Source organism: Streptomyces sp. NPDC093795, from assembly GCF_044764665.1.
Lineage (GTDB): Bacteria > Actinomycetota > Actinomycetes > Streptomycetales > Streptomycetaceae > Streptomyces.
Genome location: NZ_JBIWIO010000009.1, coordinates 1 through 21,520, shown reverse-complemented (window position 1 = coordinate 21,520; position 21,520 = coordinate 1). Strand labels below are relative to the sequence as shown.

The following is a 21,520-nucleotide window of genomic DNA, read 5'->3' as shown; positions in this document are numbered from 1 at the left end:
GCAGACCACACGCACGAGGAGCAGACACGCCATGGCCCACCCACGTCCGACCCCGCGCGTCCAGCGCAGAGCCGCCCTCGCGGCCTCCGGATGGGTCGCCCTCGCCGCGACCGCGCTCCCCGGCGGCTCCCCACTGCGCTGGATCCCCGTCCTCGTCTTCGTCGTTCTCGCGCCGGGCCTCGCCCTGCTGCTCCCGCAGCCCCTCGGGCTGCGGCCCGGCGCCCGCCTGGAGGCCCTGGCGCTCGCCGCGCCCGTCAGCCTCTCCGTGGCCACCCTCGCCGCGACCACCCTGTTCCTGACGAAGTCCTTCTCCCTGACGGTCTTCCTCGTCGTCCTCGCCCTCTTCGTGAGCGTCGCCGCCGCACTGCCCGGCGTGCCGCTGCCGGCGGCCACGCGCGGCGCCGTCGAGCGGGACGGCGCCAGGGCCGACGGCTCGCGGGGGTTCCCCCGGTTCCGTAAGCGAAGGCCCGGTGGGGGGCGGTGAGCGGACGCCACTCCGAGGGTGGCGGCCCCTGGACGCGGATCGCCGTCGCGCTCGCCGCAGTCGGCGCGCTGACCGTGGGCACAGGCGTCTGGTCGACCCTCACGGAGGACGACGACCGCTGCGCCCCCGACACCTCGCTCGTCGCACCGTGCGGGGCCTGGTGGGGCGCGTACATCCCGCACGACGAGGACAGCTCGCTCACCCGGCCGGTGTACGCCTTCGAGGAGAAGATCGGCCGCAAGCTCGACCTCGTCTACACGTACCACGACATGTCGGGGAGCAAGGCCGACGGCGAGCTGCTCACCCCCGACGAGCGGGAACTCGGCCGCGAACGCCTCCTCATGCTGGCCTGGGAGTCCACGGTGTGGACCGAGAAGCACCACGCCAACTGGACCGAGAAACAGCTCGGCTGGAAGAACATAGCCTCGGGTGCGTACGACAGCTCCGTCATCGACCCGCAGGCCCTCCGCCTCAAGGAGTACGGCAAGCGGGTCTTCTTCTCCTTCGACCAGGAGGCCGACTTCCGCATCGAGCAGGGGGCCGGGACCCCGCGGGAGTACGTCGCCGCCTACCGCCACGTCCGTGACCGCTTCGAGGAGCTGGGCGTCACCAACGTGGTGTGGGTGTGGACCGTCTCCGGCTACCTCGGCAACGCCGCCCTGATGAAACAGCTCTACCCCGGCGACGACTACGTCGACTGGATCGGCATGGACCAGTACAACTACTACCTCTGCCACAAGTCGCCGAACTGGCTGGACTTCGACAGGAGCCAGCGTCCCAGCTACGACTGGCTCCGGAAGAACATCTCCGCCGAGAAGCCCGTCATGCTCTCCGAGTTCTCCACCGCCCCCGACCCGAAGCGGCCCGAGCGGCAGCGGGACTGGTACACCGCCATCCCGGAGGTCGCGCCGACGCTGCCGGAGGTGAAGGCGTACGTGCACTGGAACCGGGCCGTGCCCGGGCCCGGCTGTGACCTGACGATCGACGCGGGGCCGGGCCTTGAGGGCTACCGGATCGCGGGCCAGGATCCGTACTTCCACCAGGACGTGCCCGAGGACTGAGGATCCGGCTCAGCGTCTGCCCGACGTCAGCCCCCGGAAGGCGCACACCGCCATCGTGCCCCCGGCCAGGCCCAGGAAGAGCGGCAGCGGGGCGGTGGCGAAGGCCTGCTGCCCCGCCCAGCCCGCCCAGACGAGCACCCACACCACCCCGGCCGTGACCCGCGCGCCCACGCCGACCACCCGCAGCAGCACGGCCGCGAGCAGCAGACTCAGCGCCTGGAGGGCGATCGGCGCGACGGCCCGCCCCGCCCCCTCGCCCAGGAGCGTGGCGCCCGGGCCGCCCGCCTCGGCCGGTCGCAGGCCGAGCAGGGGCGGTGCGGTGTGCAGGGCGAGGAAGGTGGCGAGCAGAACCGTTCCGGCGAACCAGGGCCGGAACACCCGGAGCCCGACGGCGGCGCCCTGGAGGGCGACGAACAGCAGCCCGGCGGCGAGGGTGACGGGCGGCAGCGCGGTCAGCAGACCGGTCCCGGAGAGCCGCTCCACGTCGAGCGGGCCCGAGCGGGCGAGCGGAAGCCAGAAGAGGGCGGCCGCGAGCGCGAGCAGGACCCATCGCCAGATGCTCGACGAGTCCACTCTCGTACGGGCCTTCGGGGGCGCGGGCGGTGCGGCAGGGGCGGCCGGCCCGTCCGTACGCTGCCGGGGTACGTACACCGGGATCCCGAACGCCGGTGTCACCGACTCGTGCGCCCCGCGCAGATACGCGCTCTCCCGCGCCCAGCTCGTGCCGTAGTCGTCCTCCGCGCGCTCCCTGACCCGCGCGGCCCGCCCCGGCTCCTCCGCAGGCACGTGCCCCTTGAGGGCGGCCCGGAGGCCCGGTACGGACACCAGGGCCATCAGGGTCATCGCCCCGAGCACCGCCCACCCGGCCCCCGCGATGCCGTAGGGCCCGAGGAGGAGGGCCGCGCTGCCGAGCACCAGGACGCACATCGCGCCCTGGAGGGCGGCGAGCACGCCCGTACGGCCCTGGACGCGCAGGACACCGATGTACAGCTCGACGGCGACCCGGGGCAGCGCGGCGGCGGCGAGCAGCCGGAGCACGGTCGTGCCCTGCTCGGCGTAGTCGCCGCCGAAGGGCGCGAGGACCAGCGGCGCGAAGACGACGAGGACGAGCACGACGGGCACGAGCAGCAGCGTCATGCGGCGCAGCGAGCCCCTCACCCCTTCGGCGAGGGACTCGGGGCTGTGCGAGGCGTGCGCGGTGAGCGAGGTGGCCATGTTGATGGCCATGAACTCCATCGTGCCGCCGAGCGTGTACGCCGTGTAGAAGAAGGCGTTGTGGGCGGCGTCGAAGCGGACGGCGACCATCACCGGCAGCAAGTTGATCATGATGAGGCTGAAGAACGCGCCGACGGAGTCCCCGGCCATGAAGCGGCCGATCTCGCGCATGCTGGGCGGCTCGCGGTCCCGGTCGGCGCGCGCCTGCCGGGGGATGAGCCGCCGGAAGACGAGCCAGCCGAGCGGCAGCACGGAGAGGGCTATCGCCGCCGACCAGGAGACGAAGACGCCGAGCGCGGGAAGGGCGGCGGCGAAGAGGATGAGAAGGACCAGCTTGCCGACGGTGAAGACCGCGTTGCCCGCGGGCACCCAGATCGCCTGTCTGAGGCCGGTGAGGACGCCGTCCTGGAGGGTGAGCAGGGCCCAGCCGATGCTGGACGCGGTGAAGAAGATGCCGGCGGAGAGGGTGCCGAGGGGGGCGTACGAGGGTCCCCACCAGTCCAGGGTGAGCAGGAAGACACCGCAGGCGACACCGACGACCAGGGTGCTGACCAGGTACAGGCGCGTCACGAGCGGTCCGGTGGCGCGGCCGGCCCGGGGCACGTACCGGACGACGGCGCCGGTCAGCGTCGTCGCCGTGAGGGAGGCGAGCATCCGCTGGGCGGCGATGGCGGCGGAGCCCTGTCCGACGGCCTCCTCCGAGTAGTAGCGGGCCGCGACCAGCCAGAAGCCGAGGCCGAGGGCGGCGGAGACGCCGGTGGAGAGCATCAAGGCGTAGGCGTTGCGGAACATGGAGCCGTCGTCGCCGGAGGCCGCCTTGGCGGCCTCGTCGGCCTCGGTGGCCTTCTCGACGGACGGCTCCTCGGCCGGGGGACGGTCGGTGTCCCGCAGCCGTACGGTCTCGCTCACCGGGCGCCCTCGGGGGCCGCCGACAGGTGGGCGGGGCGGATTCCGGCGGTACGGAGGACGGGCAGGACCTCGTCCGCGTGGCGCGGGTCCACCGGCAGGGCGTGCCGGGCGAACCAGGCGGCCGGTGCCGGGGCGGGGGAGGGGTCGGTGAACGTCTCGCCCGCGTACCGGTCGAGGGGCGGGTCGTAGACGTAGCCGGTGGTGATCCGGTGCCGGGCGAGGGCGTCGATCGCCGTGTCCCTGTCCTCGACGAGCAGTGGTACGCGGAACAGCGGCTGCGCCGTGCCCTGCGGGGCGCCGGGCGTGCCGTACTCGCTGGTCAGGAGCCGGGCGGTGCCGTCCCGGTGGGCGTCGAGGACGGGGTCGAGCCGGGCGAGCATGCGGGTGGTGCGGCGGAGCCTGCCGGTGCCGGGCCGCAGCCGGTAGTCGTGCATGTCGACCCGGACCCAGGAGTGGAAGGGTTCGAGGGCGGGCGCGGCCGGGAGGGCCCGCGCCAGTTCGTCGGCGCGCAGCGGCATCCGGATCTCCTCGCGCTCCTCCAGACCGAGCAGCCGTACGGTCGCGCGCGCGGCGCGGGCGAGGCGCAGCCCGCGCAGGGCGGCCTCGGCGTAGGGCCTGGTCAGGTAGGCGAGTTCGGCGGTGGCGCGGGTCGGGTGCAGCAACGCGTCGCGGGCGGCGGCGAGTTCCCCGCGCAGCGCCGGGTCGGCGAGGGTGAGGAAGCCGCCGGCCTTGGCGCCGGTGTGCTTGGAGAGGCTGAAGACGGAGGCCTCGCCGTACGTGCCGACGGGCCGCCCGCCCACCGTCGAGCCGATGGCGTGGGCCGCGTCCTCGATGAGCGGGATGCCCGAGCGGTCGCAGCGGGACCGCAGTTCGGGTGCCGGGTCGGGATTCCCGTACAGGTTCGTGGTCAGTACGGCGGACAGCTCCTGCCATACGGAGTCGGGCACCGCGGCCGTGTCGATCGACCCGTCCCGGGGGTCGAGCGGCGCCTGTACGGGGCGGAGCCCGGCGGCGAGGACGACGAAGAAGATGACGTCGTCGTTGACCGGCGACATCAGGACCCGGCCGCCGGGCCGGCACCAGTGGCGCAGCGCGAGATAGAGCCCGAAGCGGCACGACGGCACGTAGAGGCACTCCCGGCCCCCCAGCCTGCCGCGCATGCGTTCTTCCAGTTCCGCGTACGCAGAAACCATGTGATTCCCCCCTGAACCCCCGGGCTCAATGTGGCCCAATCCGGACGGCCCGTCAACAAGGCCCTCCGGTCGCGCGGAAGGGCCCGTCCCGGGTCCGAAGACCGTGAACGGGCCCTTTCCGCAGCCATCTTGACGGCTCGCAGGAGGCGGTGGAGGTCATTCCTCCAGAGTGAGGCCGCGGCGGAGCTTGGCCAGGGTGCGGGAGAGCAGCCGGGACACGTGCATCTGCGAGATGCCGAGCTCCGTGCCGATCTCCGACTGGGTCATGCCGGAGACGAAGCGGAGGGAGAGGATCTCCCGCTCGCGGGCGGGCAGCGAGGCGATCATCGGCTTCAGGGAGGCGATGTACTCGATCCCGGTGAGGCCGTTGTCCTCGTAGCCGAGACGGTCGGCGAGCGCGGCCTCGCCGCCACCGCCGTCCTCCTCGGTGGGCTGCGCGTCGAGCGAGGCCGCGGTGTAGGCGTTGCTCGCGGCCATGCCCTCGACGACCTCCTCCGGGGCGATACGGAGTTCCTCGGCGAGCTCGGCGACCGTCGGGGCGCGGTCGAGGCGCTGGGAGAGCGCGTCACCGGCCCGCGCGAGGTCGAGCCGCAGCTCCTGGAGCCGGCGGGGCACGTGCACGGACCACGAGGTGTCACGGAAGAAGCGCTTGATCTCGCCGATGATCGTCGGCATCGCGAACGTGGGGAACTCGACACCGCGGGAGAGCTCGAAGCGGTCGATGGCCTTGATGAGGCCGATGGTGCCGACCTGGACGATGTCCTCCATCGGCTCGCTGCGGGTGCCGAAACGGGAGGCGGCGAACCTGACGAGGGCCAGATTGAGTTCGACCAGGGTATTGCGGACATACGAGTGGTCGTGGGTGCCCTCTTCGAGCTCGGCGAGCCGGACGAAGAGCTGCTTCGACAGGGCGCGCGCGTCGACCGGTCCGATGCGGTCGAGGGGCTGCTCGCCGAGCTGGGCCGGGAGCTGGACTGCGGTGGGGGAGGGGTTCATGGCGGTGTCGGGTCGGTCGAGGGTGACTGCTGCCGACGGCGCGTCGGGGGTACGCGGGGCGTCGAGCCGGGGTGACATGGGTCTCCTTCGTGGTTCTTCTGCTGCGGTTTGCGGCGCCTCCGAAGCCGGTCGTGTCGGGTGTTCTCCTCTGTTCTCCTCTAGCCCTACCTGCTCGACGCGCAAGGTCGCAAGTGTCGACAATCCGCTTTGTCCGGGTATGTGGTGGACCTTGTGTGCGCGGAGGGGTGCCCCGCTTGTAGGGTTCGAAGCGCGTCAGTCAGCGTCGGTCAGCGCCGGTCAGTGCCAGTCGACGTCAGTCCGCATCCGCGTGAGTGAGAAGAGGCAACGGTCATGGACCGCGAGAACATCGGCAGCGCACCGCCCGCGCGGCTGCGGGTCGAAGTCCGGACCGTGGACGGGAGCAGCGAACTCCTCGCGCCCGTGGGTGAGCTCGATCACCACACCGCCGAACTGCTGCGCTCTCCCCTGGACGCCGCGCTCGACGCGAGCCGTTCACGGCTTGTCGTGGACTGCTCGGGCCTGGAGTTCTGCGACTCGACCGGGCTCAACGTCCTGCTCGGCGCCCGGCTCAGGGCGGAAGCGGCCGGCGGCGGCGTCCACCTGGTGGGGATGCGGCCGGCGGTGGCCCGGGTGTTCCAGATCACGGGCGCGGACGCCGTCTTCACCGTGCACGAGACACTCGCCACAGCTCTGCCCGGCTGAGCGACCACCCGCACCGCCCGCACGTCCTGCCCTCTGTCCCGTCGATCGGTGAGGTGAAGCGCTGATGGACCAAGCTTCCGACGTCCGTACGCTCGCCCTCGGCGAGGCCAGCGGTACCGTGCCACTCGCCCGTGACTTCACGCGGACCGCGCTCCACGAGTGGGGCTGGCTGCCGGCCGGCACCGCCGACCGCAGGGCCGCCGCGGAGGACGTCCTCCTCGTCGTCTCCGAGCTCGTCACCAACGCCTGCCTGCACGCGGAGGGCCCCGAGTCCCTCCGCGTCCTGCGCCTGGCCAAGGTCCTGCGCCTCGAAGTCACCGACCGGGGCGCGGGCCAGCCCGCGCCCCGCACCCCGCACCGGTCGGGCCGCCCCGGCGGCCACGGCATGTTCATCGTGCAGCGGCTCTGCCTCGACTGGGGCATCGACCGCACCCCGGGCGCCCCTGGGAAGACGGTCTGGGCCGAACTCGCCTCACCTGTCTAGGACTTTCACAAGTCCGTCCCCTCCCCTGCCTTCCCTCCGCAGGGCCCCAGGCGTACCTTGACGCCAAATCTGAAAGGCCGTCAGTTACGTCGCGGTGAGGGGTGCCCGGGTGTCCAAGGAGCCGAACCGGAGGAGGACGACCGCCGCGCTCACGGCCGCGGTCGCGGTGGCGGGCGCGGCCGTGCTGGCCGGCGCCCCGGCCGCCCAGGCGGCCGTCGTCGACGTGAACTACGCCTGTGACACGAAGATCGGCCCCAAGAGCGCCGTCTCGCCCGTCGACATCACGGCCGTGAAGAACGGCAGCGCCTACACGATCACCATGTCGTTCGAGAAGGGAGTCTCCGACAGCCCGGTCGAGCTCCCCAAGGGCGTCATGACCCCGCGCGCCGAACTCGTCCTCGGCGGCGCCGCCTCCGGCACCGTCAAGGTCAAGGGAACGCCGAACACGGCCGCCGTCCCGCCCGACACCCCCATCAGGATCGGCACCCTGACCGGCACGTACACGCCGGAGAAGAACGGCAGGGTCACCTTCACGGCCGGGACGCTCATCGTGCACGCCCTCGGCATGGACGCGGCCGTCTGCACCCCGAAGAACGACCCCCGGCCCTCGCTCGAACTCGACGTCACCGGCGTCTCGGGCGGCGACGCGACCCCACCGCCCGCGCAGGAGCAGGAGGCCCCGCCCGCCGAGCTGCCCAGGACCGGGCCCCTCGACTCCGCCATGGCCCTCGGCACCCTCGGCGGCACCGTCCTCCTGACCGGCGCCGCCGGAGTCCTCTGGCTCACCCGGCGCACGGCACGCTGATGCGGACGGCGGCACGCTCCGGACTCCTCGCCGCCGCGACCGCCCTCGCCGGCGTGGTCGCGGGGGGCCCTGCCGGAGCTCAGGCCCTGACGGCGGCTCCCTTCGGCTCCCTGGCCTTGACGGCGGCGCCCTTCGGCTCCCAGGCCTTGACTGCGGCGCCCCCCGGCTTGACCGCGACGCCTCCCGGCCCCCACGGCTGGACGGCCGCCCCCGCCGCCGGACGGCCGTACGCCTATCTGGAGGGTCCCGCCGGCAGCGTCCTCCAGGACACCCTGTCGCTGACCAACCCGGGCGCCGGGCCGCTCACCGTACGGCTCAGCGGGCACGGCGCCCCGGTGTCCTTCGCCGCGCCGACCGTGACCGTGCCGGCCAGGACCAGGGCGGACGTGCCGTTCGCCGTGACCCTCACCGCCGACACCCCGCCCGGTGAGCACCGGGGCACCGTACGGGCCACGGCGGCGGGCCGGGAGATACGCGTCGACCTGCGGCTACGGGTCAGCGGCCCCCGGCTCGCGGCCCTCACCGTCGAGGACGTCCGCGTCGACACCGCGACCGGATCCCTCCGGTACACCCTGGTCAACCGGGGCACCACCGTCCTCGCCCCGCACCTCGCGGTCCACGCCGAAGGCGTCCTCGGCACCGTCCTCGACCGGCCGGCCCGCGCCCTGCCGCTCACCCTCCGCCCCGGCGAGCGGGCCACCAGGACCGAACCCTGGCCCGACCCGCCCGCCCTCGACTCCGTCACCGTCCGCCTCACGGCCACCGCCCCGGACGCCGCCCCGGCCACCGCCCGCGCCGACGCCTCCTTCGCCTCGGGCCCGGCGCTCACCGGGGCGGCCGGCCTGCTCCTCGCGGCGGCGGCGGGCGCAGGCGGGTACGCGGTACGGCGGCGTGGCAGAGCCCGTACCCAGCGAGCGTCGGCGGGAGCGACCCCATGAGAGACAAGGGAACGACGAGGTGGGCCCGTACCGCCGCGGCCCTCCTGACCGCCCTCACCCTCACGCTCCTCCTCCCCGCCGCCCCCGCGGCGGCGGCCCCCGGACCCGCCGTGGAGCTCTCGCAGGCGGAGGGCGGCAAGGGCGGTGAGATCACCGTCAGCGGCAGCGGCTGGAAACCGGGCGCGCTCCTCATGCTCCTGATCTGCGGCCAGGCCACCCCCGGCAAGGGTGTCATCGGCGGCACCAACTCCTGCGCCAACACCGACGGCAGGGCCGCCACCGTCGACGCCCGGGGTGCCTTCAGCGCGAAACTGCCCGTCGCCGAGCCGCCCAAGCCCTGCCCCTGCGTCGTCCACGTCGCCGGGGTCACCGGCCAGCAGGACGCCGTCGACCGGGAGTTCACCGTCGCCGGGCACCCCAAGGCCCCGCTCCCCGAGACCTCGGGCGACGGGCGGCTCGCCGTCCTCGCCGCCGTACGTCTCGACGGGTCGAGCGGCCTCCTCACCTGGTTCGGGGCGCCGCCGCGCCGCGAGGTCGTCCTCACCGTCGGCAACCTGGGCTCCGCGCCCGTCAAGGACCCCGTCTTCCAGGTCGGCACCAGCCACGGCGTCTTCGCACCGCAGTACGAGGAACGCCAGTGGAGCGGGACCGTCGAACCCGGCCGAAAAGCGCTCGTACGGCTCCCCGTCGAGCTCACGGCGGGCGCGCACGGCGACTACCAGGTCTCCGTGCGATACGCGGGGAAGGTCCTGGTCGAGCAGCCGTGGGGGGTCGGCAGGCCCTGGGGCGTGACGCTCTTCTGGCTGCTGCTCGCCGTGGTCGTACCGGCGGCGCTGTTCCGGATCGGGATGGTTGTGGTGGACCGGGCACGACCCGCCACGAGCCCCGGCCGCCGCCCCGCCACGAGCCCTGCCCGGCTCCGGCCTCCGCGCCTCCGCCGGCGTACACGTACCCCCGACCCCGCACCGCGGGACCAGGGGGACGACCAACCGACCGCGGTCCTGCCGTGGTTCAGGCCTGACTCCGCACCGTCAGCCCCAGAGAGCAGCCCGACGACGAAGGGACATGCGTGAGTACGCAACGGAGGATGAGCGCGGCCGGGGTCGCGCTGATGCTCGGCGGCGCGGGGATCCTGATTTCCGCCGGCCCCGCCCAGGCCGCCGAGGTCTCGTACAAGACGGAGTGCATCCCGCCGTCCATCTCCGGGCTTCCGCCCGTGCAGGGCACCACGAAGGTGCTGATCACCGCACCGGCGGAGGCCAAGGTCGGCGACGAGGTCGAGATCGTCTGGAAGACGGTCCAGGCCGCCTCGAAGAACCCCGACGTGCTCGACCTCGGCCAGGACACGGTCAAGCCGACCGGCGTCCTCACCGTGGGCGGCGCGGCGGGCGGCACCGTCGCGATGGAGGGACCGCGGAAGAACCCGCCGATCCCCAAGAACAGCCCCATGGTGCTGCCCGACATGAAGGGGAAGCTGAGGCTGGAGAAGGCCGGCGAGATCACCCTCACTCCCGGCAACTACACGATCAACGTGTCCAAGCCGCTGTCGACGGACACGAAGTGCGCGCCGAAGGAGACGGTGCCGGTCGGCGCGACGATCAAGGTGACGGCCGGGGGAGGCGGCACGACGACGAGCGGCGGTACGACGAGCAGCAGCGGCACGACGACGAGCGGCGGCACCACCACCGGAGGCACGACCACCAGCGGCGGCACCACCACCGGAGGATCCTCCAACTCCACCGGCGGCTCCGGCTCGGGCGGTTCCGGCGGCGGGCAGACGGCGTTCCCCGGCAAGGAGGTCGCCGTCGGCTTCAGCTGCCAGGCCCCCGGCCCCGCCGCCATCACGTCCAAGGTGACGATCGACGCCAAGAAGAACGGCGGCTCCTACGACCTCACCGTCAAGACGGCCAAGGGCGTCATGGACAGCCCCGCCCCCCTCCCCGCCGGAGCCCTCAAGGCCTCCATGGGCATCAAGGTCGGCGGAGCGGACAGCGGCACCGTGAACGTGACGGGACCGCCCAACCCCGCCGCCCTGAAGATGGGCGATCCGGTGAACCTGCCGGACATGAAGGGCACGTACAAGCCCGGCGCGACGGGCAAGGCGACCCTCAGCCCCGGCACGCTGACCATCAAGGTCACCCTCGGCGACTCGCAGATGGAGATCCCCTGCCAGGTGAAGGGAGCCGTCCAGGCCTCCCTCGAACTGGACACGAGCAAGCAGGCGGGCGGCACGAACGGCGGCGGTTCGAACCCCTCGGGCGGCGGCTCCGGCACCCCGTCCGGCGGCTCCGACGGCGGCAACCTCGCCGAGACCGGCGCCGAGGACGACGGCGCCCTGCGCGCCCTCGCCCTGGTCGCGGGCACGGTGATCCTGCTGGGCGGCGCGGTGTTCACGTTCACCCCGTGGGCGCGCCTCAGGAGGTGACGGAACGACGGAGGGCCCGTCGCACCGGTGCGGTGCGACGGGCCCTCCGGGGCGGCCGGGTGACGTCAGTGGACGCTACCCATGAGGCCCTGGACCTTCTTGCGGTACATGTAGATCGCGAATCCGGCCGCGACGGCGAGCGCCGCCTGCAGTCCGATGATCCCGGTGCCGTTCAGGTCCACGCCCGCGATGGAGAGCAGACCCGTGGTGCAGTCGCCGGCGGTGACGGCGAGGAACCAGACGCCCATCATCTGGGAGGCGTACTTCTGCGGCGCCATCTTCGTGGTGACGGAGAGGCCGACCGGGGAGAGGCACAGCTCACCGATGGTCTGGATCATGTAGATCGAGACGAGCCACATCGGGGAGACCTTGTCGCCGCCGCCCGCCATGTTCATCGGGACGATGAAGACGAAGAAGGACGCGCCGACCAGGACGAGGCCCATCGCGAACTTCACGATGGTGTTCGGCTCCTGGTTCTTGCGGGCCAGCCACAGCCACAGCCAGGCGAAGACGGGGGCCAGCGCCATGACGTACAGCGGGTTGAGCGACTGGTACCAGGTGGCGGGGAAGCCCAGGCCGAAGATGGTGTCCGCGGTCTTGTCGTCGGCGAACAGGGACAGCGTCGAGCCGCCCTGGTCGTAGATCATCCAGAAGATGGCCGCGGCGACGAAGAACCAGATGTAGCCGGTGACCCGGGACTTCTCACCGGTGGTCAGGTCCTTGTCGCGCTTGATGCGGGCCAGGACGGCGACCGGGATGATCAGCCCGGCGAGGGTGATCGGGACCATCGCCCAGTTCAGGGTGTACATGCCCAGGGCGACGACGGCGCCGTAGAACGCGGCGAGCACGACGGTGACGACGGCCGCCTTGGTGATGACGGCCTTGCGCTCCGCGGCGGACAGCGGGTTCGGGACCTCGCTGCTCTTCGGGTTCAGCGTCTTGCCGAAGGCCAGGAAGACGGCGAGGCCCAGGCCCATGCCGACGGCGGCGAGGGCGAAGCCCAGGTGCCAGTTGACCTTCTCGCCGACGGTGCCGATCACCAGGGGGGCGAGGAACGCGCCCAGGTTGATGCCGATGTAGAAGATCGTGAAGCCACCGTCACGGCGCGGGTCGTCCGCGCTCTTGTAGAGGTGGCCGACCATCGTCGAGATGTTGGCCTTGAGGAGACCGGAGCCGACCGCGACGAGCGCGAGGCCGACGAAGAACATCGCCTGGCCCGGCATGGCCAGCGAGACGTGGCCGAGCATGATCACGGAGGCCGCGATCGTGACCGTCTTGCGGGCGCCCCAGACGCGGTCGCCGAACCAACCGCCGGGCATGGCCATGAGATAGACCATCGAGACGTAGACGGAGTAGATCGCCGTCGCCGTCGCCGCGGTCATCGCGAGGCCGCCGCCCTGGCTGCCCGTGGCGGCGTCCACGCCGCCGGAGACCAGGTACAGGACGAGAAGGGCCCTCATGCCGTAGTAGGAGAAGCGCTCCCACATCTCGGTCATGAAGAGAGTGGCCAGGCCGCGGGGGTGGCCGAGGAGGGTCTTCTCGTAACCGAGGGGTTCGGCCGAGTCCTTCGTCAGGCTGGACGCCATGTCGATCCTTGCTCTGTCGGGACGCACGCCTTGTGAGCGTGGTGCGCCCGGTGGGGGAGGCCGGCACCGGTGGAGTCGTAGAACTCCGCCGGGATCCACGCCCCGGGAGATGCGCTGTCGCTTCCCGGGACCCGGCCCACAGGTCATTCACCGTCTCCGAGGTTCGGCGGGGCCGACCTCACGCAGAAAGAGGACCTAGGCCCGCGAAGCTGGCCAAAGGTCCCCGATTACCGCTACAGACGTCTCGCCACCATACGACACGACAGGGCCGGATATGGAAGGACTTGAGAGATGGATCACAGGCAATAATGCAACCACACCAGGCCATTCCAAGGTCATGTGCAGGATGGTCACAAGATCTCCAAGGGTCGCCCGGACCTGGAGCATCGTGCCCCGGGCCGGTACCCCCGCGGACTACCATCACCCCATGACCCGTGTACTGCTCGCCGAGGACGACGCATCCATCTCGGAACCGCTGGCCCGCGCCCTGCGGAGAGAGGGGTACGAGGTCGAGGTCCGCGAGGACGGTCCGACCGCCCTCGACGCCGGACTCCAGGGCGGAGTGGACCTGGTCGTACTCGACCTGGGCCTGCCCGGCATGGACGGTCTCGAGGTCGCGAGACGGCTGCGCGCCGACGGGCACGCGGTCCCGATCCTGGTGCTCACCGCACGGGCCGACGAGGTCGACACCGTCGTCGGGCTCGACGCGGGCGCCGACGACTACGTCACCAAGCCCTTCCGTCTCGCCGAACTCCTCGCCCGGGTCCGGGCCCTGCTCCGGCGCGGCTCCAGCGAGCCCGCCGTCGCCCCCTCGACCCACGGCGTACGCATCGACGTCGAGTCGCACCGCGCCTGGATGGGCGAGGAGGAGCTCCAGCTCACGGCGAAGGAGTTCGACCTGCTCCGGGTCCTGGTCCGGGACGCCGGCCGGGTCGTCACCCGCGACCAGCTCATGCGCGAGGTCTGGGACACCACCTGGTGGTCCTCCACCAAGACCCTCGACATGCACATCTCCTGGCTGCGCAAGAAGCTCGGTGACGACGCGGCGAACCCCCGCTTCATCGCCACCGTGCGCGGTGTCGGCTTCCGCTTCGAGAAGAGCTGAGCCACCCTCACACCATGCGCCGCCGACTGATCAACTCCACGCTCGCCGTGGTACTCGTCGTCATCTCGGTGTTCGGGGTCTCCCTCGTCATCGTCGAGACCCGCACCATCACCAGCACCGCCCAGGAGCGGGTGGACACCGAGGCGGTGCGGCTCGCCTCCATCGTCGACAGCCGGCTCATCGGCGGCGAGCCGGTCAACCCCGACATCCTCGCCGAGCAGAGCGGCGCCAAGCGGTACGCCGAGATCCACATCCCCGGCCGCCCGACGATCGAGATCGGCACCCGCCCCACCGGTGACGTCATCCAGGGCCTCGCCGAGGGCGAGCGCGGCGAGACCGTGATCGTCGAGGAGTCCCGCTCCACCGTCACCGCCGAGGTCGGCCGCACCCTCCTGATCATCGGCGCCGTGGCCCTGCTCGCCGTCGTCGCCGCCGTCCTCCTCGCCGTACGGCAGGCGAACAAGCTGACCTCCCCGCTCACGGACCTCGCGGAGACCGCCGAACGCCTCGGCTCCGGCGACCCGCGCCCCCGGCACAAGCGGTACGGGGTGGCCGAGCTCGACCGGGTCGCGGACGTCCTCGACGCCTCCGCCGAGCGCATCGCCCGGATGCTCACCGCCGAGCGCCGGCTCGCCGCCGACGCCTCCCACCAGCTCCGTACGCCCCTGACGGCGCTCTCCATGCGTCTGGAGGAGGTGGCGCTCGCCGACGACCTGCACACGGTCAAGGAGGAGGCGACGATCGCGCTCACCCAGGTCGAGCGGCTCACCGACGTCGTCCAGCGGCTCCTGACGAACTCCAGGGACCCGCGGTCCGGCTCCGCCATCGCCTTCGACCTGGACGAGGTCGTCAAACAGCAGATCGAGGAGTGGCGGCCGGCCTACCGCAGCGCAGGACGGGCCATCGTCCACTCGGGCAAGCAGGGGATGCGGGCCGTCGGTACCCCGGGCGCGGTGGCCCAGGTCCTCGCGGCCCTGATCGAGAACTCGCTCATGCACGGCGGCGGCACGGTCGCCCTGCGGACCCGGGTCATCGGCAACCAGTCGGTGATCGAGGTCACCGACGAGGGCCCGGGCGTCCCGGCCGACCTCGGCGCGCGGATCTTCGAGCGGGCCGTCAGCGGCCGCAGCTCCACGGGCATCGGCCTCGCGGTCGCCCGCGACCTGGCCGAGGCGGACGGCGGCCGGCTGGAACTGCTTCAGCAGCAGCCGCCGGTCTTCGCGCTCTTCCTGAGCCGCGAGGTCAAGAGCGTCTCGGACGAGCCGCGGGACCGCCCGGTGCGCTGAAAAGCCGGGTCAGAGGCGGTCAGACGCGGTCCGGCTGCCGCCGGGTCGCCTGCCGCGGGGCCTGCTCCAGGAAGGATTCGGCGGTCTGCACCGCCTCCTTCGCGGGCAGCGCGCGGAACACCCACGTGCGGTACGACCAGAAGCGGAACAGCGTGGCGATCCCGATGCCGAAGAACTTGAAGAAGTTGCTGGCCAGCGGGCCGTCCCAGCCGAAGCCGTACGTCGCCGCGTAGAGCACGCCGTTCTCGATGACCATGCCGATCACGCTGAACAGCAGGAACAGCGACATCTCCTTCGTCCGCCCGGACTTGTCCCGGTCGCGGTACGTGAAGTAGCGGAACCCCACGTAGTTGAAGACGATGGCGACGACGGTCGCGATCAGGCTGGCCCGCACCATCGGGATGTCGGTGGTGCCGCGGACCAGGTTGAAGACGCCGAGGTTGACCAGGACGCCGAGACCGCCGACCACCCCGAACTTCGCGACCTCGCGGACGAGCAGGTCGAGTCGCGTGCGCAGCGCGCCAGGTTCACTCATGGTGATGGCTCTGTCCCGTCCGTCCGGGTGACGTCCGGATGACGTCAACCCAACCACTGTAACCAGCCGCCCTGTCACCCGCCCGTGTACCTCGTAAACCCCCGGGAACCCGGCCCCGGGCCTTGGTTTTCTTGTGCCAAACCACAGCCGGACGAGTGTTCCCCGATGGTGCGGATACCCTAAGAGGGTGACGTTCCCGGTAGTCGGCATGGTCGGTGGCGGTCAGCTCGCCCGAATGACCCACGAGGCGGGCATCCCCCTCGGCATCAAGTTCAAGCTCCTCAGTGACACCCCGCAGGACTCGGCGGCCCAGGTGGTGAGCGAGGTCGTCATCGGCGACTATCGCGACCTGGCTACGCTGCGTGACTTCGCGCGCGGATGTGACGTGATCACCTTCGATCACGAGCACGTCCCCACGGAGCACCTGCGGGCCCTTGAGGCGGACGGCATTCCCGTCCGCCCGGGGCCCGACGCGCTGGTGCACGCCCAGGACAAGGGGGTGATGCGCGCCAGACTCGACGAGATCGGCGCGCCGAGCCCGCGGCACCGCATCGTGGCGGACCCCGAGGACGCGGTGGCCTTCGCCGCCGAGGTCGGGGGCTTCCCGATCATCCTCAAGACCGTGCGCGGCGGCTACGACGGCAAGGGCGTCTGGTTCGTCCGTACGCCGGAGGACGCCCGCGACCCGTTCCTCGCGGGGGTCCCGGTCCTCGCCGAGGAGAAGGTCGACTTCACGCGCGAGCTCGCCGCGAACATCGTCCGTTCCCCGCACGGCCAGGCCGTCGCCTACCCGGTGGTGGAGTCCCGTCAGGTCGACGGCGTCTGCGACACCGTGATCGCGCCCGCGCCGGACCTCGACGACGAGCTCGCGGGCCAGGCGCAGGAGCTGGCGTTGCGGATCGCCAAGGAGCTCGGGGTCGTAGGCCATCTGGCCGTCGAGCTGTTCCAGACCACGGACGGCCGCATCCTCGTCAACGAACTGGCGATGCGCCCGCACAACTCCGGCCACTGGACGCAGGACGGGGCGATCACCTCGCAGTTCGCCAACCACGTACGGGCGGTCCTCGACCTGCCCCTCGGCGATCCGCGCCCGCGCGCGAGGTGGACCGTGATGTGCAATGTCCTGGGCGGCGACTACCCGGACATGTACACCGCGTACCTGCACTGCATGGCCAGGGACCCGCAGCTCAAGATCCACATGTATGGCAAGGACGTGAAGCCCGGCCGCAAGGTGGGGCACGTCAACACCTACGGCGACGACCTGGACGACGTGCTGGAGCGCGCGCGTCACGCCGCCGGCTACCTGCGAGGAACGATCACCGAGTGAGCAGCATCAGCACCTCCCCCGTCATCGGCATCGCCATGGGATCCGACTCCGACTGGTCCGTCATGGAGGCCGCCGCGCAGGCCCTCGAAGAGTTCGAGATCCCCTACGAGGTGAACGTCCTCTCCGCCCACCGGATGCCGCGCGAGATGATCGCGTACGGCGAGCAGGCCGCGGGCCGCGGCCTGAAGGCGATCATCGCGGGCGCGGGCGGCGCGGCCCACCTGCCCGGCATGCTCGCCTCCGTCACCCCGCTGCCCGTGATCGGCGTGCCGGTGCCGCTGAAGTACCTCGACGGCATGGACTCGCTGCTCTCCATCGTGCAGATGCCGGCCGGTGTCCCCGTCGCCACGGTCTCCGTGGCGGGCGCCCGTAACGCGGGCCTGCTCGCGGCCCGGATGCTCGCCGCGCACGACCCGGAGCTCCTCACCCGGATGAACGACTTCCTTCAGGAGCTGAACGACCAGGCGACCGAGAAGGGCAAGCGGCTGCGGGCCAAGGTCGAGGGCGCCGACTCCTTCGGCTTCGGGAATTGAGCGCCACCGACCGCCTGGCGGAGGCGCGGGAGCTGCTCGCTTCCGCGCCCGTCGCCGACGGTCACAACGACCTGCCGTGGGCGCTCCGCAAGCACGCGCGGTACGACCTGGACCGCATGGACATCGCCGCGGACCTGACCGGCGCCCTCCACACCGACCTCGCCCGGCTGCGGGCCGGTGGCGTCGGCGCCCAGTTCTGGTCGGTGTACGTGCCCTGCGGGCTCGCCGGGGACGACGCGGTCAGCGCGACCCTGGAGCAGATCGACATCGTCGACCAGCTCCTGGAGCGGTACGCGGACGAGCTGGCCCCCGCCCTGACGGCGGACGACATGGAGGCGGCCCGGCGGCAGGGCCGTATCGCCTCCCTCAAGGGTGCCGAGGGCGGCCACTCGATCAACAACTCCCTCGCCACCCTGCGCGCCCTGCACACCCTGGGCGTGCGGTACATGACGCTCACTCACAACGACAACAACGACTGGGCGGACTCGGCGACCGACGAACCGGGTGTCGGCGGGCTCTCCGCCTTCGGCCGACGGGTCGTCCGCGAGATGAACCGCTCGGGCATGCTCGTCGACCTCTCGCACGTCGCCGCCACCACCATGCGGGACGCCCTCGACGCCACGGCGGCGCCGGTGATCTTCTCGCACTCCTCGGCCCTCGCGGTCTGCGACCACCCGAGGAACATCCCGGACGACGTCCTGGAGCGGCTGCCCGCCAACGGCGGCGTCGCGATGGCCACCTTCGTGCCCAAGTTCATCCTGCCCGCGGCCGTCGAGTGGACCGCACGCGCCGACGACAACCTGCGCGCGCACGGCTTCGACCACCTCGACACCACCCCGGAGGCGATGAAGCTGCACCGCGCCTTCGAGGCGGAGCACCCGCGCCCGGTCGCCACCGCGGCCACGGTCGCCGACCACCTCGACCACATGCGGGAGGCAGCGGGCGTCGACCACATCGGCATCGGCGGCGACTACGACGGGACGGCCTTCACCCCGGCCGGCCTCGACGACGTCGCCGGCTACCCGAACCTGATCGCGGAGCTCCTCCACCGCGGCTGGTCCCACCCCGACCTGGCCAAGCTGACCTGGTCGAACGCGGTCCGCGCCCTCCGCGACGCGGAAGCGGTCTCCCGCGACCTGAAGAGCCGTACGGCCCCGTCGAACGCGACCATCGACGCGGAGGACACCAGCGGGGCGGTCGACGTACCGTAACCGGCACGTCACCCGGCCGGCTCAGCCCGCCGCGCTCCCGCCCGGGGCCGGTGGCACGGTGGACGGTGCCGCCCCGCCGCGCTCGGCGGGGCGGTACTGCGTCGCCGAGTTCGGAGTAACCCCATGGCGGAACTGCTAGACGGCCCACCCGACCTCTCCACCGTCGCTGCCGCCGGCGAGCTCGACCCCCTCGAGCCGCCCCAGCCGCTCGACGAGACGGCACGCGCCCGCGCGGTCCTGGCGGCCCAGCCCGTCGTCGAGGGACACGCCGAGCTGCCCGAGTCGCTCGACCCGGAGGACCTCCCGCCGGTGCGTGCCGGGGAGACCGGAGCCCAGTTCTGGTCCCTGCACGTCGAGGCCGACGAGGGTGTCATCGAGACCCTGCGGCGCATCGACGCCGTCCGCGGGCTCGTCGCCGCCTGCCCGGAGGAACTGCGCCTCGCGCACGGCACCTCCGAGATGGCCCACGCCCGTAACTGCGGCCGCGTCGCGGCCCTCCTCGGTCCGGTCAGCTGGACGGCGCTGGGCGGCTCCGCCGCCACCCTGCGGGCGTACCAGACCCTGGGCGTACGGGCCGTCAACCTCACCCGCTTCGACGACTTCGCCCGCGAGGCGGTACGGGAGATGAACCGCATCGGCCTGGCCGTGGACCTCTCCGGAGCCGACCTCGACACGGTCCGCCGCACCCTTGAGGTCACCCGGGCTCCGGCCCTGCTGACCCGGGCGGCCCCCGAGGGCCTCCCCGACGACGTCCTGGGCCTCCTCGGCGCGAACGGCGCCGTCTGCATGGTCACGGTGACGGACGACCCGGCCGCGGTCGCCGACGTCCTGGACCGGGTGCGTACGGCGGCCGCCCCGCACTGCGTGGGCGTCTCCCGCACCACGGCCCCCGCCGTCGGCTACGTACCGCTCTTCGCGGAGCTCCTGCGGCGGGGCTGGACGGCCCAGGACCTGGTCGGGCTCGCCCACGGCAACGCCACCAGGGCGCTGCGGCAGACGGAGTTCCTGTCCCGGACGAACCGCATCAGGCCGGTCGTGTCCTGACGGTACGTGCCGTGTCCTGACGGTACGTACGGAGAGCCTCGCCGTACGCCGGTGTACCCGGTCCACGACGGTGCACTCCGGCGTACGCCGGAGTGCTCAGGCGCGCGGGCGGCCCATCGCGCGGTACGTCCAGCCGGCCGCCCGCCAGCGCTCCGCGTCCAGCGCGTTGCGGCCGTCGAGGAGCACCGGCGAGGCGACCTCGCGGGCGAGCTCCGCCGGGTCGAGCTCACGGAACTCGCGCCACTCCGTCAGGTGCAGCACCACGTCCGCCCCGCGCACCGCCTCCGCGGCCGTGTCGGCGTACCCGAGGGTCGGGAAGAGACGGCGCGCGTTCTCCATGCCCTTCGGGTCGTAGACGGTGACCTGGCCGCCCTGGAGGTGTATCTGACCGGCCACGTTCAGCGCGGGCGAGTCGCGGACGTCGTCCGAGTCCGGCTTGAAGGTGGCGCCGAGGACGGCGACCCGGCGGCCCAGGAACGTGCTGCCGCCCAGGGCCTCGCGCGCCATCTCGACCATCTGGCCGCGGCGCCGCATGTTGATGGAGTCGATCTCGCGCAGGAAGGTCAGCGCCTGGTCGGCGCCCAGCTCCCCGGCGCGGGCCATGAAGGCCCGGATGTCCTTGGGGAGGCAGCCGCCGCCGAAGCCGATGCCGGCCCGCAGGAACTTGGGGCCGATCCGGTCGTCGTGGCCGAGGGCCTCGGCCAGCCTGACGACGTCGCCGCCCGCGGCCTCGCAGACCTCGGCCATCGCGTTGATGAAGGAGATCTTGGTGGCGAGGAAGGAGTTGGCGGACGTCTTCACCAGCTCGGCGGTCGGGAAGTCGGTCACCACGAAGGGCGAGCCGTCGCCGACCGGCCCGGCGTACACCTCGCGCAGCAGCTTCTCCGCCCGTTCGCCCTGCACGCCGACGACGATCCGGTCCGGGCGCAGGGTGTCCTGCACGGCGAAGCCCTCCCGGAGGAACTCCGGGTTCCAGGCGAGTTCGACGCCCTCAGGCAGCACACCCGCGAGCCGCTCGGCCGAGCCGACGGGCACGGTCGACTTGCCGACGACCAGGGCCCCTTCGCGTACGACCCCGGCGAGGGAGGCGAAGGCGGCGTCCACGTAACTCATGTCGCAGGCGTACTCGCCGTGCTTCTGCGGGGTGTTCACACAGACGAAGTGCACGTCACCGAAGGCGCCGACCTCCTCCCAGGAGGTGGTGAACCGCAGCCGCCCGCTCGACCCCTCGATGCCGGCGACGTGCTTCGCGAGAAGCTCCTCGAGGCCCGGCTCGTACATCGGGACCCGGCCGGAGGACAGCAGCTCGATCTTCTCGGGGACGACGTCCAGGCCGAGTACCTCGAAGCCCAGTTCCGCCATGGCCGCGGCGTGGGTGGCGCCGAGGTAGCCGGTGCCGATCACGGTGATCTTGAGGGCCATGCGGGTCTCCAGTGACGTCGGGCGGAATGCCTGCCCGAGCATAGTCGTGTACTGGTCCGCGGCCGGGGCACGCCCTACCCTTTGGGTTACTTAACGGTAGTTAGCAAGCGTGGGAGTGAATGACTGTGGCGGGTTCGACTGATTTCGACCTGTACCGGCCGTCCGAGGAGCACGACATGCTCCGGGAGTCGGTCCGTGCGCTCGCGGAGGCGAAGATCGTGCCGTTCGCCGCGGCGGT

The 21,520-nt window shown here is 72.1% G+C and carries 20 protein-coding genes and 1 pseudogene; 15 read left to right on the top strand and 6 right to left on the bottom strand.

What is annotated here, in order from left to right; all coding sequences use genetic code 11:
* Window positions 1-31: 31 nt before the first annotated feature.
* Both ACIRB7_RS23435 and ACIRB7_RS23430 read left to right on the top strand, forming a co-directional pair.
* Window positions 32-484: a hypothetical protein gene (locus ACIRB7_RS23435; protein WP_403601908.1), complete on the top strand. Its 453-nt coding sequence runs from the start codon at window positions 32-34 to the stop codon at window positions 482-484.
* Complete coding sequence (locus ACIRB7_RS23430) at window positions 481-1,545, top strand: glycosyl hydrolase (RefSeq protein ID WP_403601905.1); 1,065 nt, start codon at window positions 481-483, stop codon at window positions 1,543-1,545. Before ACIRB7_RS23435 ends, ACIRB7_RS23430 begins: the two co-directional genes overlap by 4 nt.
* Before the next feature lie 9 nt (window positions 1,546-1,554).
* Here the strand turns inward: ACIRB7_RS23430 and ACIRB7_RS23425 are convergent, their stop codons facing one another.
* The 3 genes from ACIRB7_RS23425 to ACIRB7_RS23415 form a co-directional block, all read right to left on the bottom strand.
* Window positions 1,555-3,669 (bottom strand): lipopolysaccharide biosynthesis protein, encoded by a 2,115-nt coding sequence (locus ACIRB7_RS23425; protein ID WP_403601903.1) that lies wholly within the window; start codon window positions 3,667-3,669, stop codon window positions 1,555-1,557.
* Complete coding sequence (locus tag ACIRB7_RS23420; RefSeq protein WP_403601900.1) at window positions 3,666-4,862, bottom strand: DegT/DnrJ/EryC1/StrS family aminotransferase; 1,197 nt, start codon at window positions 4,860-4,862, stop codon at window positions 3,666-3,668. The genes ACIRB7_RS23425 and ACIRB7_RS23420 overlap by 4 nt, the downstream gene beginning before the upstream one ends.
* A 156-nt stretch (window positions 4,863-5,018) precedes the next feature.
* A complete protein-coding gene (locus ACIRB7_RS23415) occupies window positions 5,019-5,936 on the bottom strand; it encodes an RNA polymerase sigma factor SigF (protein WP_403601897.1) in 918 nt (305 codons plus the stop codon).
* A gap of 273 nt (window positions 5,937-6,209) precedes the next feature.
* Here ACIRB7_RS23415 and ACIRB7_RS23410 point away from each other — a divergent pair, with 273 nt between their 5' ends.
* The 6 genes from ACIRB7_RS23410 (at window position 6,210) to ACIRB7_RS23385 (ending at window position 11,233) form a co-directional block, all read left to right on the top strand.
* Window positions 6,210-6,581: an STAS domain-containing protein gene (locus tag ACIRB7_RS23410; RefSeq protein WP_403601894.1), complete on the top strand. Its 372-nt coding sequence runs from the start codon at window positions 6,210-6,212 to the stop codon at window positions 6,579-6,581.
* A gap of 64 nt (window positions 6,582-6,645) precedes the next feature.
* Window positions 6,646-7,065 (top strand): ATP-binding protein, encoded by a 420-nt coding sequence (locus tag ACIRB7_RS23405; protein WP_351220028.1) that lies wholly within the window; start codon window positions 6,646-6,648, stop codon window positions 7,063-7,065.
* A 109-nt stretch (window positions 7,066-7,174) separates the two neighbouring features.
* Window positions 7,175-7,870 carry a peptidase gene (locus ACIRB7_RS23400; protein ID WP_403601891.1) on the top strand — a complete coding sequence of 232 codons (696 nt, stop codon included), beginning with the start codon at window positions 7,175-7,177 and terminating at the stop codon, window positions 7,868-7,870.
* Complete coding sequence (locus ACIRB7_RS23395; protein ID WP_403601888.1) at window positions 7,870-8,808, top strand: hypothetical protein; 939 nt, start codon at window positions 7,870-7,872, stop codon at window positions 8,806-8,808. The genes ACIRB7_RS23400 and ACIRB7_RS23395 overlap by 1 nt, the downstream gene beginning before the upstream one ends.
* Window positions 8,805-9,881: a hypothetical protein gene (locus ACIRB7_RS23390; RefSeq protein ID WP_403601885.1), complete on the top strand. Its 1,077-nt coding sequence runs from the start codon at window positions 8,805-8,807 to the stop codon at window positions 9,879-9,881. Before ACIRB7_RS23395 ends, ACIRB7_RS23390 begins: the two co-directional genes overlap by 4 nt.
* Window positions 9,882-9,895: 14 nt before the next feature.
* Entirely contained in the window at window positions 9,896-11,233 is a 1,338-nt protein-coding gene (locus tag ACIRB7_RS23385) for a hypothetical protein (protein ID WP_403602719.1), read from the top strand.
* Window positions 11,234-11,298: 65 nt separating this feature from the next.
* On the opposite strand, the gene ACIRB7_RS23380 is transcribed toward ACIRB7_RS23385, so the two are convergent.
* Complete coding sequence (locus ACIRB7_RS23380; protein WP_403601883.1) at window positions 11,299-12,819, bottom strand: peptide MFS transporter; 1,521 nt, start codon at window positions 12,817-12,819, stop codon at window positions 11,299-11,301.
* 427 nt (window positions 12,820-13,246) lie between these two features.
* On the opposite strand from ACIRB7_RS23380, the gene ACIRB7_RS23375 reads away from it, so the two are divergent.
* Both ACIRB7_RS23375 and ACIRB7_RS23370 read left to right on the top strand, forming a co-directional pair.
* Entirely contained in the window at window positions 13,247-13,924 is a 678-nt protein-coding gene (locus ACIRB7_RS23375) for a response regulator transcription factor (protein ID WP_403601880.1), read from the top strand.
* A 14-nt stretch (window positions 13,925-13,938) separates the two neighbouring features.
* Entirely contained in the window at window positions 13,939-15,210 is a 1,272-nt protein-coding gene (locus ACIRB7_RS23370; protein ID WP_403601877.1) for an ATP-binding protein, read from the top strand.
* Window positions 15,211-15,229: 19 nt separating this feature from the next.
* Here ACIRB7_RS23370 and ACIRB7_RS23365 read toward each other — a convergent pair whose 3' ends face one another.
* Complete coding sequence (locus ACIRB7_RS23365; RefSeq protein ID WP_403601874.1) at window positions 15,230-15,745, bottom strand: GtrA family protein; 516 nt, start codon at window positions 15,743-15,745, stop codon at window positions 15,230-15,232.
* A 133-nt stretch (window positions 15,746-15,878) separates the two neighbouring features.
* On the opposite strand from ACIRB7_RS23365, the gene ACIRB7_RS23360 reads away from it, so the two are divergent.
* The 4 genes from ACIRB7_RS23360 (at window position 15,879) to ACIRB7_RS23345 (ending at window position 19,860) form a co-directional block, all read left to right on the top strand.
* Window positions 15,879-17,072 (top strand): 5-(carboxyamino)imidazole ribonucleotide synthase, encoded by a 1,194-nt coding sequence (locus tag ACIRB7_RS23360; protein ID WP_403601872.1) that lies wholly within the window; start codon window positions 15,879-15,881, stop codon window positions 17,070-17,072.
* Between the two features lie 35 nt (window positions 17,073-17,107).
* A complete protein-coding gene (gene purE / locus ACIRB7_RS23355; RefSeq protein WP_403602717.1) occupies window positions 17,108-17,605 on the top strand; it encodes a 5-(carboxyamino)imidazole ribonucleotide mutase in 498 nt (165 codons plus the stop codon).
* On the top strand, window positions 17,602-18,816 hold the full coding sequence (locus ACIRB7_RS23350; RefSeq protein ID WP_403601869.1) for a dipeptidase: 1,215 nt from the start codon (window positions 17,602-17,604) through the stop codon (window positions 18,814-18,816). Before purE ends, ACIRB7_RS23350 begins: the two co-directional genes overlap by 4 nt.
* A gap of 123 nt (window positions 18,817-18,939) precedes the next feature.
* Entirely contained in the window at window positions 18,940-19,860 is a 921-nt protein-coding gene (locus tag ACIRB7_RS23345; protein WP_403601866.1) for a membrane dipeptidase, read from the top strand.
* 96 nt (window positions 19,861-19,956) lie between these two features.
* On the opposite strand, the gene ACIRB7_RS23340 is transcribed toward ACIRB7_RS23345, so the two are convergent.
* Complete coding sequence (locus ACIRB7_RS23340) at window positions 19,957-21,282, bottom strand: UDP-glucose dehydrogenase family protein (protein WP_403601864.1); 1,326 nt, start codon at window positions 21,280-21,282, stop codon at window positions 19,957-19,959.
* A 119-nt stretch (window positions 21,283-21,401) separates the two neighbouring features.
* On the opposite strand from ACIRB7_RS23340, the pseudogene ACIRB7_RS23335 reads away from it, so the two are divergent.
* Window positions 21,402-21,520 (top strand): annotated as a pseudogene (locus tag ACIRB7_RS23335) (acyl-CoA dehydrogenase); the annotation flags it as partial.

Bases quoted from the DNA above. Each gene is read 5' to 3' on its own strand.
- ACIRB7_RS23435 (WP_403601908.1), top strand. From the start codon at position 32: ATGGCCCACCCACGTCCGACCCCGCGCGTCCAGCGCAGAGCCGCCCTC.
- ACIRB7_RS23420 (WP_403601900.1), bottom strand. From the start codon at position 4,862: ATGGTTTCTGCGTACGCGGAACTGGAAGAACGCATGCGCGGCAGGCTG.
- ACIRB7_RS23415 (WP_403601897.1), bottom strand. From the start codon at position 5,936: ATGTCACCCCGGCTCGACGCCCCGCGTACCCCCGACGCGCCGTCGGCA.
- ACIRB7_RS23410 (WP_403601894.1), top strand. From the start codon at position 6,210: ATGGACCGCGAGAACATCGGCAGCGCACCGCCCGCGCGGCTGCGGGTC.
- ACIRB7_RS23405 (WP_351220028.1), top strand. From the start codon at position 6,646: ATGGACCAAGCTTCCGACGTCCGTACGCTCGCCCTCGGCGAGGCCAGC.
- ACIRB7_RS23395 (WP_403601888.1), top strand. From the start codon at position 7,870: ATGCGGACGGCGGCACGCTCCGGACTCCTCGCCGCCGCGACCGCCCTC.
- ACIRB7_RS23390 (WP_403601885.1), top strand. From the start codon at position 8,805: ATGAGAGACAAGGGAACGACGAGGTGGGCCCGTACCGCCGCGGCCCTC.
- ACIRB7_RS23385 (WP_403602719.1), top strand. From the start codon at position 9,896: ATGAGCGCGGCCGGGGTCGCGCTGATGCTCGGCGGCGCGGGGATCCTG.
- ACIRB7_RS23380 (WP_403601883.1), bottom strand. From the start codon at position 12,819: ATGGCGTCCAGCCTGACGAAGGACTCGGCCGAACCCCTCGGTTACGAG.
- ACIRB7_RS23375 (WP_403601880.1), top strand. From the start codon at position 13,247: ATGACCCGTGTACTGCTCGCCGAGGACGACGCATCCATCTCGGAACCG.
- ACIRB7_RS23370 (WP_403601877.1), top strand. From the start codon at position 13,939: ATGCGCCGCCGACTGATCAACTCCACGCTCGCCGTGGTACTCGTCGTC.
- ACIRB7_RS23365 (WP_403601874.1), bottom strand. From the start codon at position 15,745: ATGAGTGAACCTGGCGCGCTGCGCACGCGACTCGACCTGCTCGTCCGC.
- purE (WP_403602717.1), top strand. From the start codon at position 17,108: ATGGGATCCGACTCCGACTGGTCCGTCATGGAGGCCGCCGCGCAGGCC.
- ACIRB7_RS23345 (WP_403601866.1), top strand. From the start codon at position 18,940: ATGGCGGAACTGCTAGACGGCCCACCCGACCTCTCCACCGTCGCTGCC.
- ACIRB7_RS23340 (WP_403601864.1), bottom strand. From the start codon at position 21,282: ATGGCCCTCAAGATCACCGTGATCGGCACCGGCTACCTCGGCGCCACC.